Annotated in this window: 10 protein-coding genes; 9 read left to right on the plus strand and 1 reads right to left on the minus strand. The window is 41.0% G+C overall.

Translation table 11 applies throughout. The annotated features are described in order from the left end of the window. The first annotated feature begins 236 nt into the window (after positions 1-236). The 3 genes from BAE31_RS13970 (at position 237) to uxaC (ending at position 4,110) form a co-directional block, all read left to right on the plus strand. On the plus strand, positions 237-1,403 hold the full coding sequence (locus BAE31_RS13970; RefSeq protein WP_041106567.1) for a Gfo/Idh/MocA family protein: 1,167 nt from the start codon (positions 237-239) through the stop codon (positions 1,401-1,403). 63 nt (positions 1,404-1,466) lie between these two features. Beyond that, on the plus strand, positions 1,467-2,564 hold the full coding sequence (locus tag BAE31_RS13975; protein WP_076840722.1) for a Gfo/Idh/MocA family protein: 1,098 nt from the start codon (positions 1,467-1,469) through the stop codon (positions 2,562-2,564). A gap of 109 nt (positions 2,565-2,673) precedes the next feature. Further along, complete coding sequence (uxaC, locus tag BAE31_RS13980; RefSeq protein ID WP_076840723.1) at positions 2,674-4,110, plus strand: glucuronate isomerase; 1,437 nt, start codon at positions 2,674-2,676, stop codon at positions 4,108-4,110. A 67-nt stretch (positions 4,111-4,177) separates the two neighbouring features. On the opposite strand, the gene BAE31_RS13985 is transcribed toward uxaC, so the two are convergent. Beyond that, positions 4,178-5,671 carry a peptide MFS transporter gene (locus tag BAE31_RS13985; RefSeq protein ID WP_041106561.1) on the minus strand — a complete coding sequence of 498 codons (1,494 nt, stop codon included), beginning with the start codon at positions 5,669-5,671 and terminating at the stop codon, positions 4,178-4,180. A gap of 262 nt (positions 5,672-5,933) precedes the next feature. Here BAE31_RS13985 and BAE31_RS13990 point away from each other — a divergent pair, with 262 nt between their 5' ends. The 6 genes from BAE31_RS13990 to BAE31_RS14015 all read left to right on the plus strand — a co-directional run bounded on the left by BAE31_RS13990 (position 5,934) and on the right by BAE31_RS14015 (position 12,041). Continuing rightward, positions 5,934-7,721, plus strand: coding sequence for a right-handed parallel beta-helix repeat-containing protein (locus tag BAE31_RS13990; protein ID WP_076840724.1), 1,788 nt, complete (start codon positions 5,934-5,936; stop codon positions 7,719-7,721). 199 nt (positions 7,722-7,920) lie between these two features. Next, complete coding sequence (locus tag BAE31_RS13995; RefSeq protein ID WP_076840725.1) at positions 7,921-9,246, plus strand: LLM class flavin-dependent oxidoreductase; 1,326 nt, start codon at positions 7,921-7,923, stop codon at positions 9,244-9,246. Between the two features lie 17 nt (positions 9,247-9,263). Then, positions 9,264-9,767 (plus strand): GNAT family N-acetyltransferase, encoded by a 504-nt coding sequence (locus BAE31_RS14000; RefSeq protein WP_024425523.1) that lies wholly within the window; start codon positions 9,264-9,266, stop codon positions 9,765-9,767. 21 nt (positions 9,768-9,788) lie between these two features. Continuing rightward, positions 9,789-10,583 (plus strand): amino acid ABC transporter substrate-binding protein, encoded by a 795-nt coding sequence (locus tag BAE31_RS14005; RefSeq protein ID WP_024427304.1) that lies wholly within the window; start codon positions 9,789-9,791, stop codon positions 10,581-10,583. Positions 10,584-10,607: 24 nt separating this feature from the next. Then, positions 10,608-11,282, plus strand: coding sequence for an amino acid ABC transporter permease (locus tag BAE31_RS14010; protein ID WP_024427305.1), 675 nt, complete (start codon positions 10,608-10,610; stop codon positions 11,280-11,282). A 12-nt stretch (positions 11,283-11,294) separates the two neighbouring features. Continuing rightward, complete coding sequence (locus BAE31_RS14015) at positions 11,295-12,041, plus strand: amino acid ABC transporter ATP-binding protein (protein WP_025093644.1); 747 nt, start codon at positions 11,295-11,297, stop codon at positions 12,039-12,041. The last annotated feature ends 21 nt before the right edge of the window (positions 12,042-12,062 follow it).

The raw sequence follows: 12,062 nt of genomic DNA on the forward strand, positions 1-12,062 counted from the left end.
GTAAGCCATGATCAATCATAAAAGTGTGGGATATTAAAAAGAAAATTCAAAAAACTATACAAAATTCAAAAAGATTGAGTTATAATGTTTTTGATCTACCATACTAGTATAACTAGAATATTAACAAAATGAACGGTACTCTGATCTATCAGTTAGGTGAATCATTCAGTTTTTTGAAAGCGCTATCTCATTATTGGAAGTGAAAATTTATCTTATTGCAGAAGGGAAAGATTGATATGTCCAACATCGCCATTATAGGAACTGGATCTATTGCAACTGCCCATATCGAGGCTTATCTTGCAATGCCTGAAATGAGTAAAATTGTAGCTTTAGCTGATATTTATCCTGAAAAAGCAATGTCTGCAGCAACAAAATATAACCTGGAAGCACGGGTTGTCGCTAACTACCAAGAATTATTGAATGATCCTACGATTGATGCCGTTTCCATTTGTACACCTCCTTATATGCACGCAACCATTGCCATCGATTTTCTTAAAGCAGGCAAACATGTCTTAGTAGAAAAACCTATGGCTTCTTCTCTAAAAGAATGTGACGAAATGATAAAAGCATCTATTGAAAGCCAGAAGCTTTTATCTGTTGTTGCTCAAAACAGGTTTATGACGCCCATTATGAGATTAAAACATGTCCTTGATCAAAACCTCATTGGAAAAATCGCTCATACTCAAGTTGATTCTTTTTGGTGGCGTGGTCATAGTTATTATGATTTATGGTGGCGCGGTACATGGGAAAAAGAAGGTGGAGGCTGTACACTTAATCATGCTGTCCATCATATTGATATGTTGCAATGGATGTTAGGATTGCCGGCTGACATTTTTGCAGCAACTAGTAATACCTTGCATGATAATGCAGAGGTTGAAGACCTTTCTATTGCTGTACTTCGCTATGGAAATGGCAGCTTAGCACAAGTAACCAGTTCTGTTGTTCATCATGGAGAAGAACAACAACTGATTTTTCAAGGTGAAAAAGCTAGAGTATCTGTCCCATGGAAAGTAAATGCTCAAATAGCTAAAGAAAATGGGTTTCCTCAAGAGAAAAATGATGAGGATTTAGAAAATCGTATTCAGGAAGCTTTTCATCAATATCCGGAATTACTATTTGAAGGGCATAAAGGACAAATAAATAATTTTTTAATGGCTATCAAGGGTAACCAGAAGCTTCTAATTGATGGAACGGAAGGAAGAAAAACACTAGAACTCATTACAGCCATCTATAAATCTGCCAACCTAGGTGTTCATGTGAAGCTTCCTCTTTCAGCAGACGATCCTTTTTATACACGTGAAGGAATGCTCGCGAACGTTAAGCATTTTTATGAAAAACAAAGCAGTGTAGAAAATTTTTCAGACGATACGATAACCGTTGGAGGGAATTACGAGGAAATATAAGTCTAACGTTATCAAGTTATAAGTATTCAAAATAAACTGGAAGCTACTTGAGGAGGAACAATCATGCAGAAAAGTGATGGAATGAATTATGCTCCTAAGGGAAAAAGTGCCCCTGTCGTTACAGAAGGACAATTCGTCATGGCGGCTATTGGTCTTGATCATGGACACATCTATGCAATGTGCAATGGATTAACTGAGGCTGGGGCTACATTAAAATGGGTTTATGATCATGATCAGAAAAAAGTACAAGAATTTTGTAAAGCATATCCGGAGGTACAGGCAGCCAAAAGTGAGAAAGAAATTCTCGAAGATCCAGATGTCAGGCTCGTGGCAGGCGCAGCCATTACATCAAAACGCTGTGATTTAGGGCTGCGTGTTTTAGATCATGGTAAGCATTACTTTACGGATAAATCACCTTTTACAACATTAGAACAATTGGAGCTTGCTCGTAAAAAAACAGCTGAAACGGGGCTTAAATGGGCTGTTTATTATAGTGAACGTTTGCATGTGGAGAGTGCCGTATTTGCTGGTCAATTGATTGAACAAGGAGCCATTGGAAAAGTGGTACAAGTTCTTGGAACTGGCCCACATCGTAGTAATGTAGAAAGCAGACCAAGCTGGTTTTTCGAAAAGGAATATTATGGAGGTATTCTATGTGATATTGGCAGTCACCAAATTGAACAATTCCTTTTCTATTCTGGCGCAAAAGATGCAAAAGTTGTACATAGTAAAGTGGGCAATTATAAGCATCATCAATATCCAGAATTAGAAGACTTTGGTGATGCTACTTTGATTGCTGATAATGGGGCTACAAACTACTTTAGAGTAGACTGGCTGACTCCTGATGGCCTTAGCACTTGGGGAGATGGGCGCACATTCATTCTTGGAACAGATGGGTATATTGAAATTCGCAAATACGTAGACATCGCAAGGGATAAAATAGGAGACCATTTATACTTAGTAAATCAACATACAGAGCAGCATTTTTCTCTAAATGGAGAAGTAGGATTCCCTTACTTTGGCGAACTTATTTTAGATTGTTTAAACGGTACTGAAAATGCTATGACTCAAGAACATACTTTTAAAGCCGCAGAACTATGCTTAATTGCACAACGAGACGCAATCTACGTAAATACGGAGTGTGAATTAAGTAAGATCTAAAAAAGTGAGGTGTTATTTTTGTTAATAACACCTTATTTAAATTTAATTGAGATTTTCTAAATTAAGTTTGAAGGATAAAGAAACGATAAAATGTATAGAGGTGACGATATTGTCTACATTCCTAAGCGAAGATATGATGCTTCATCACGAAAGTTCAAAAGTTCTTTATCATGATTACGCGAAAAATATGCCAATCTATGATTTTCATACGCATTTAATGGCTGATGACATTGCTAATAACAAAAAATATGAAAATATGACTGATATTTGGCTTAATGGAGATCACTATAAATGGAGGGCTATGCGATGGTTAGGCGTAGAAGAAAGATTGATCACGGGGAATGCAAGTGACAAGGAAAAATTCTTAGCTTGGGCCCAAACTGTTCCATATACAATAGGAAATCCTCTTTATCATTGGTCACATTTAGAATTAAGTCGTTATTTCAATATAAATGAGTTGTTCTCAGAAAAAAATGCACATAAAGTTTGGGATATCTGTAATGAGAGATTAAATGAAAGTAACATGTCCACAAATGGAATTTTAGAAAAATTTAATGTAAAAGTTGTATGTACGACTGATGATCCAATCGATACTTTAGAAATTCATCAAATCATACGTAAAGATGTAGGAATTAAAACCAGGGTCCTACCTACATTTAGACCGGATCATGCTTTAAATATTGAACAATCAAATTTTCTGAACTATATAGAAAAATTAGGTGATTCAATCAACGGCGCTGTTTTAACATATGAAAACTTTATCGCTTCATTACATTCACGAATTGATTATTTTCACGCGAATGGATGCAGAATTTCTGATCATGGTTTTGAAATATTTCCATTTTCACCAGCTACTGAACAAGAAGTGTCTTCTATATTTGTACGTGCTCTGCAAGGAAAAACACTATCCCTAGAGGATATCAATAAATTTAAAACAAACACTCTTATTCACCTGAGTAAAAAATATCATTCTCTTCATTGGACCATGCAATTACACATAGGTGCTTTAAGGAATAATAACACACGAATGTTCAAGTTAACGGGGAAAGATAGTGGGTACGACTCTATGTCTGACTTTCACCTAGCAAGACATTTAAATGGTTTTTTGAATGAATTAGACAAAGACAACCTTTTACCTAAAACCATTATCTATAATTTAAATCCCGCTCATAATGCGATTGTGGCCTCTACTATAGGGAATTTTCAGTCTTCTGATGCCAGAGCAAAAATTCAATTTGGATCCGGGTGGTGGTTTAATGATCAAAAAGACGGCATGCTAGATCAAATGAAAACATTATCTAATATAGGTTTGCTTAGCACTTTCGTAGGTATGCTTACAGACTCAAGAAGCTTTTTATCGTTCCCTCGCCATGAATATTTCAGAAGAATTTTATGTCATTTATTTGGGACTTGGATAGAAAATGGTGAGCTTCCAAGGGATTACGAATTTATAGGAAAAATAGTCAAAGATATTTGTTATCACAATGCCGTGAATTATTTTAACATTGAAATAAATGAGACAGTACCAATGAAAACGAATGAATAATGCAGTAAGATAATGATCATAAATAAAGTAAAAAACTGGACATGATGTACTCATGTCCAGTTTTTTATTAATGAACGCCTTTCATCGCTTTCTTAATTACTGGTGTCAGTAATAGCATCACACCGCATAAAACGATGGCAAGGAATCCGATGATACCGAAATAGACGGTTTCTGGCACTTTATCAAACAGTTTGACTACTTGCGCATTGATCGCCTGTGCCATTGCATTTGAAAGGAACCAAAGGCTCATCGTTTGCGCTGAGAAGGCAGCAGGGGCCAGCTTTGTTGTCGCTGACAGTCCAACTGGTGATAAGCAGAGCTCCCCGATCACGACGAGGAAGAAGCTCAAAACGAGCCATAATGGGCTCACAAGTGTGTTCGGACCAGACATGTATGCAGGAATGATCATGATGATGAAGGATAACCCTGCAAACAAAAGACCGAGTGAGAACTTAATCGGGGTAGACGGCTGTTTCTTCCCAAGTCTGACCCATAACCAAGCAAACACTGGAGACAGCAGCACAATAAAGATTGGGTTCAATGATTGGAACCATGAAGACGCTAGTGTCATCCCAAGGAAATTCAAGTTTGTTCGTTGATCTGCATATGTTGCTAAAATGTTTGAGCCCTGCTCTTGAATCGCCCAGAACATCACGGCAGCAAGGAACAATGGAATATAAGCGAGAACCCTGGATTGCTCCACTGCGCTCGTCTTTTTACTGAAATACATGACAATGAAATAAACAATCGGAATGAGTACACCAAGGGCACTAACAAACCAAGTGAATAGATTAATTGTGAGTGCGCCTGTTTGAATGCCAATGACAGCAAAAACCGCAAGCAAAATCACAACCAATGATCCGTAAATTTTGAAGTTCTTACGTTCGGCAGCTGATAATGGATTGGTCACATACGTGCCGGCAAGACCAAGGTTCGGTTTTTTTGTGACCACAAATGTAATAAGTCCAACAAGCATCCCCACCGCAGCGAGTGAGAACCCGAGGTGGAAATTCACTTTTTGACCGAGTGTTCCGACAATTAATGGGGAGATAAAGCCGCCCATGTTGATCCCCATGTAGAAAATACTAAATCCAGAGTCCCTGCGCGGGTCTGTTTTTGTATACAGGTCGCCAACAATGTTTGAAACGTTTGGCTTGAGAAGACCTGTCCCGATAATAATCAGTCCCATACTAATAAAGAGCGCTGTTGCTCCGCTTGGCAAAGCCAAAATCACGTGGCCGAGCATAATAAAAACTCCGCCATAAAAGACCGTACTGGACGAACCAAATACTCGGTCGGCGAGCCATCCGCCAATCACTCCTGACATATAGACAAGCGCACCATAGACAGACATGATCGAATTGGCTGTCGTCTGGTCAAAGCCTAGACCGCCTTTTGTCACCTCTGTGTACATATAATAAATAAGCAGTGCACGCATGCCATAATAGGAGAAACGCTCCCAAAATTCAGTGAAAAACAGTGTGTAAAGTCCTTTAGGATGTCCAAAAAACCCTTTTTGAGGAACACTTTTAACAATTTTATCGTGATCAATTGTAGACATGGCATAGATCCTTTCTTAAAAAAAGAGATATGAGAAAAATGATATTCTTGTATAGTTCTTGTGTCAATATAAAACTATTCTAAAACAGGAAAATGTTAGTTCAATAGGCGTAAAGACTCAAAAAAATGAAAAATTCTTTGAAGTGAAAATTATCGGAAAGTTATTCCAAAAGAATTTATTTAAAATTTGAAGGAATGTACAAGCAAACCTTTACCACATGCATAGGATGACAAGAGAACATGTGTGAAAAGGAGTGATTAGGTTGGGGGAATTGAATGAAGCTGATCTAAGAAAACCTGTTGTCAATGTACTAGATTTTGGTGTAATTGCTGACGGGAAAACGGATTGCACAGCTAAGCTCAATGAATGTTTAGAGTGGACAAAAGCACAGGGATATTCCCATATCTGGCTGCCGAGCGGCACATATTTAATCGATGCGGTGTACAGAGGTGATCCATTTTTTCCTTTCCGAGGTGCAGGTATACGGGTGCCAAGTCATATATGCATTGAGATGGCGTCAGACGCTGTAATAAAGGTGAAACCAAATGATTCATGGGGGTATGCAGCTTTTTATATAGGAAAGGTTGAGAATGTGACCATTCGAGGCGGGCGTATTGAAGGGGATCGTCATGAGCATGTATACAAGCCGCTCCCCGCTGAACGAAAAACCCATGAATGGGGCTTTGGGATATGTATTGAAGGTGCCTCCCATGTAGAGGTCAATCATGTCCAAATAAAAAATTGTACGGGAGACGGCATCATTGTCAGTCCCCACGGTTTGTTGACAGAGGGGGAACCATACTCGCCTGCTGCATCTATTAATATTTCTGGCTGCACCATCACAGATTCGAGACGCAACAATATTTCGATTACAGGATGTGATGGGGTTATTGTGGAGGACTGTCTCTTGGAAAGAGCAGGAGTAAATGGGGTCGAGCCAAGAATGGGCATTGATATTGAAGGCTATGGAGAAAATGCCGTTAATATGGAGGAGCCTTTGAATATTCAGATTCGCAACAACATCGTCAGAGGAGGTGCAGCAAGCTCCATCTATAACTTTAACGGCTATGGTGTGATCATTGAAGGCAATCATACAGATAGCAGTATCTCCTATGGCTTCTCCACCGAAACGATCATTGCCAACAATTTGATTCGTGCAGTAGGAGGAGGTGTTACAAAAGCAGGGATTACGAGTTTAGGCGTCTCACTTGGCCAAACGGAAAACAATGTGATGATTATTGGCAATATGATTGAGGGGTTTGAAAAAGGAATTGATGTGAGAGGAGACAGCGTTCACATTACAGGCAATAAGATTAGTCTTTTTGAAGATGCGGCTGTGTCCGTTTATATGGCGAATCGTATTCTAATAGAAGGAAACCATATTGAATCAGGAACGAATACCGGAAAAAGAAGCGCCTCGCTGCGTATCTATCAATCGGATAGTGTCGTCTTTTCAAACAATACGGTCTACTCTGTTATCGATGCGGCCGTGGTGAGAGGAACGAATATTCTCATCCAGCACAATCAATTCAAAGAATTCAGCAGAGGAATCTGGGTGCAGGAAGGGGAAGCAGGAATCAACGGCAACCACTTTATTCAAGAAGGACACCCGGAGCTAGATTCTTCGTATACGATCAGTGTCACTGGAAATGCAAAGGCTTTCATCTGGCAGAATCGCTTTAAGCACTATCAAAACTACGCTGTATACAGCAGCACGACGGGGGCATTGGAAATTAAAGATAATTCCTTTGAAGAAACATCCTTATATGTCGTGATGTATATTAAAAATGGTTCACCACAAATTGGAGATAACCGCTTCTATTTAAATCGATCGATTGGACAGCCGACGGCGATCTTTATTGACCAGACTGCCTCAGCCCGTGTGCTGCGTAATAACATCATCAATAGATCTCCTCAAAAAGCAATTGCCGTCCGCACCGCAAATTCCACTCATTCTGTGATCGCTCACAACATGCTGGAGCGTAGTCAATTGGTGACACATACCACAGACCGGCTCATCGGAAATATTGAGATTGATACACCGTCATGAGCGTTTGAAATCCCTTATTTTGGAGGTTCAGAAGGCGGTTGACAATCCTGTAAAAAGGGCATATAGTAATAATTATTTTTCATTTTTCGCAACATTTGCCCTTTTTTTTATTAATAAAACCGATTAATTCAATCAGAAAAATGTATCTTCTAAGGACTTCGGTTTGATACATTTAGGATATAGAAAGGATGAAGAACAAGTGTCACAGCCGAAAAGGAAGCTCAAGCTAGGCGTATTCATCGCAGGAACTGGACATCACGTTGCCTCTTGGAGACATCCGAATGCAGTACCAGATGCAGCCATGAACCTAAATTATTTTAAACAATTAGCGAAAAAGGCAGAGGAAGGAAAGCTGGATTTGCTCTTTTTAGCCGACAGTTTATCCATTAATCAAACCTCTCATCCGAACGTATTAACGAGATTTGAACCGCTCACGCTGCTTTCATCTATTGCTGAGTCTACTTCAACCATTGGTTTAGCAGCAACAGCTTCCACTACATACAGTGAGCCTTTCCATATTGCAAGGCAGTTTGCCTCCCTTGATCATTTATCAGGCGGAAGAGCGGCATGGAATGTGGTCACATCTTCTATTGAAGAAACAGCGAAAAATTTTAGCGGAGAAGAGCATTTAGCACACCATAAACGATATGAGCGGGCTGAAGAGTTCGTCGAGGTCGTCAAAGGTCTCTGGGATTCTTGGGAGGAAGACGCTCTGGTCCGAAACAAGGAAACAGGAGAATTCTTCGAATCTAGTAAGCTTCATGAGCTCCAGCACAAAGGTGAGTTCTTCTCAGTCAGGGGGCCTCTCAACGTATCACGTACGCCGCAAGGGCAGCCCGTGATCATTCAAGCAGGATCTTCCGAAGATGGCCAAAAGCTTGCAGCAAAAACAGCAGAGCTCATTTTCACAGCACAAAACGATCTCGATAAAGCGAAGGAATTTTATCAAAGCTTGAAGGGGAAAGTAGAGGCTGCTGGCCGTGCTAGAGAGGACGTCAGTATCATGCCGGGTATCTTCCCGATCATTGCTGATACAGAGGAAGAAGCCCAAGCGAAATATGAAGAATTACAGGAGCTGATTGTTCCTGAGATTGGACTGAGCATTCTGCAAAATTACTTAGGCGGAATTGATCTGTCTCAGTATCCTTTAGACGGACCGCTTCCAGAGATTGATCCGAGCACGTCAAATGCGGTGAAAAGCCGTTTTGATCTCGTGATGAATATGGCGAGAAAGGATAACCTGACCATTCGCCAGCTCTATCAATCGGTTGCCGGCTCACGCGGTCATAATATTTTCATTGGAACGCCGCAGCAGCTGGCAGATGTGATGGAAACATGGCTTCGTGAAGAAGCAGCAGACGGCTTTAATGTCATGCCGCCGCTCTTGCCAGAAGGGCTGGATGTGTTCGTAGACCGCGTCGTCCCAATCCTTCAGGAACGAGGCTTATTCAAAACCGATTACACAGGACAAACCTTGCGAGAAAATCTCGGATTAACAGAGCCAAAAAATCGCTACACGACATAAGGGTGAGGTGACTAACGTTGGGATACACGTTTCGTCTGGCAACAGAGGCAGATATAGAGGCGCTGCTTGAACTGACAACAAGAGCCTACGAGCCAATTCGTGAGCTCGGCATCCAGTTTCAAGCAGCACATGCTGATTTCGCTCTCGTTCAGAATAATGTACAAAAGAATCTTTGCTATGTGATGGAAGAAAACGGAGAGCTTCTATCCACCTTATCACTCCGTATGCCTTGGGGAGAGCAGCCAGGACCGTTCGGCGTCCCTCATATCTGGTGGTTTGCCTCAGAACCAGCCGCCAAAAAAGGCACAGGCTCAGCCTTGCTGGAATGGGTGGAAACCGAAGTGCTAAGGGATACACTGAAGGTGCCGTACGTGTCGCTCGGTACAGCTGATAAGCATCCATGGCTGATAGAGATGTATGAGCGTAAAGGCTATGTCAGAGCAGGTGAAAAAGATTTAGGCAAAGGTCATATCACGGTTTATTTCAAAAAACAATTAAGATCAGATATCACACAACCATAAGAGGAAGAAGGGTTTACAAACATGAAAAACAAAAAGTGGCTAGTCGTTCTATTTGCAGCAATGCTGGCAGTTTTAGCAGCTTGCGGCGGCAACAATCAGAGTGAAGGCAAAGACGAAAAAGTGTTAAAAGTAGGCGCTACAGGACAAAGCTATCCGTTTGCTTATAAAGACAATGGCAAGCTTGTAGGATTCGATGTTGAAGTAACAGAAGCTATTGCGAAAAAGCTTGGCTATAAACTAGACTGGCAGCTGAGTGAATTCAGCGGACTGATGGGACAGCTAACGTCTGGTAAGCTCGATACCGTGTCAAACCAAGTCGCCATCACAGACGAGCGTAAACAAACATTTAACTTTACAGATACGTACGCTTACGCAGGAACACAAATCATCGTGAAAAAAGACAACAACGACATCAAAGGTCTTGACGATTTAAAAGGAAAAACAGTGGCGGCGGTTCTTGGCTCTAACCATGCTAAAAACTTAGAGAGCAAAGACCCAGACAAGAAAATTAAGATTAAAACATATGAAACGCAAGACGGCGTATTAAATGAAGTGGCAAATGGCCGCGTAGATGCTTATGTCAACGGACGCAGTGTATTACTTGCTCAAATTGAAAAAACAGGTCTGCCGCTGAAAATCGTAGGCAACCCAATTGTGTATGAAGAAGTAGGCTACCCATTTGCGAAAGATAAAAAGCATGACAAACTAAGAGAAGAATTTAACAAAGCCATCAAAGAATTGAGAGAAGACGGGACACTTAAGAAATTGTCTGAGAAATATTTCAAAGACGATGTGACAGTGCCAATTAAAAAATAACGACAGCGGCGGTGAAGAGCAGACATGAACAAAATTGATTGGCAGTATATGGTGACGGTGTTTCCGACATTGCTTCAATACTTGCCGATAACGATCTTCATGGCGATTGTCTCCATGGTATTTGCCATTATCATTGGTGTGGTATTCGCTCTCATTACGAAAAACCGGATACCTGTTTTATACCAATTTGCCAAGCTGTATATTTCTTTCTTCAGAGCGGTTCCAACCTTGGTTCAGCTCTTTCTCATTTATTTTGGTCTCCCGCAGCTATTCCCTGCGATGACCTCAATGGATGCTTTAACAGCGGTCATTATCGGATTAAGTATTAAAAACTCCGCATACTTAGCAGAAATTTTCAGAGCGGCTCTGAACTCAGTGGATGAAGGGCAGCTTGAGGCATGCTTATCTGTCGGTATGACAAGATGGCAGTCTTACGTTAGAATTATTTTCCCGCAGGCGATTAGAAATGCAATTCCAGCGACGGGGAATACCTTTATCGGTCTTTTAAAAGAAACATCTCTTGCCTTTACGATTGGTGTGGCAGAAATGTTTGCACAAGGGAAGATGATTGCATCGGCGAACTATAAATACTTTGAAACCTATTTAGCCGTAGGGATCGTGTATTGGGTGATGACGATTATTTATAGCTTCCTGCAAGACCTATTTGAACGAAAAATCAGCAAACCTTACCGGAATTAAGGAGGTGTGGACATGATCAAGCTCACCAATTTGAAGAAATCATTCGGCGACCTTGTCGTCTTAGACGGAATCAATCTCGACGTGAAAAAAGGGCAGGTTGTGGCCATTATCGGACCTTCTGGCTCCGGTAAATCCACCTTGCTGCGCTGTTTAAATTTATTAGAAACACCTGATGAAGGCACGATTGAAATTGGCGATGCGAGGCTCGATGCGTCCAAATATTCACGTAAAGAAGCCCATCACCTGCGTCAACAAACGGCCATGGTGTTTCAAAACTATAATTTATTTAAAAACAAGACGGCACTGCAAAACATAACAGAATCACTGCTTGTGACGAAAAAAATGACGAAGCAGCAGGCGAATGAAATCGGTATGAAACTGCTGAAGCAGGTAGGGTTAGAGCAAAAGGCTGACAGCTATCCAGTCACGTTATCTGGCGGACAGCAGCAGCGGATTGGGATTGCCCGCGCGTTAGCGGTTGATCCACATGCGATTTTACTGGATGAACCAACGTCAGCGCTTGATCCAGAGCTTGTCTCAGGTGTGCTTCAAGTCATTAAATCCATTGCGATTCAAGAAACAACGATGATCATCGTCACACATGAAATGGCGTTTGCAAGAGAAGTGGCAGACCATGTGATTTTCATGGCGGATGGTCATATTATCGAGCAGGGAACGCCAACTGAGCTATTTGATGAAACGAAGAATGAACGGACGAAACGATTTATCCAAAAAGAAGCAGCGGCTGAAGAAGCATAAGCTGCTTTTTATTCTTTAGAG

Origin of the sequence: Bacillus sp. I-2, from assembly GCF_001974945.1 — a bacterium.
In the GTDB taxonomy this organism is placed as follows: domain Bacteria; phylum Bacillota; class Bacilli; order Bacillales; family Bacillaceae; genus Bacillus; species Bacillus safensis.

What these genes read in the sequence shown, in the direction of transcription:
- BAE31_RS13970 (WP_041106567.1), top strand. Translation starts at nt 237, where the DNA reads ATGTCCAACATCGCCATTATAGGAACTGGATCTATTGCAACTGCCCAT.
- BAE31_RS13975 (WP_076840722.1), top strand. Translation starts at nt 1,467, where the DNA reads ATGCAGAAAAGTGATGGAATGAATTATGCTCCTAAGGGAAAAAGTGCC.
- BAE31_RS13985 (WP_041106561.1), bottom strand. Translation starts at nt 5,671, where the DNA reads ATGTCTACAATTGATCACGATAAAATTGTTAAAAGTGTTCCTCAAAAA.
- BAE31_RS14005 (WP_024427304.1), top strand. Translation starts at nt 9,789, where the DNA reads ATGAAAAACAAAAAGTGGCTAGTCGTTCTATTTGCAGCAATGCTGGCA.
- BAE31_RS14010 (WP_024427305.1), top strand. Translation starts at nt 10,608, where the DNA reads ATGAACAAAATTGATTGGCAGTATATGGTGACGGTGTTTCCGACATTG.
- BAE31_RS14015 (WP_025093644.1), top strand. Translation starts at nt 11,295, where the DNA reads ATGATCAAGCTCACCAATTTGAAGAAATCATTCGGCGACCTTGTCGTC.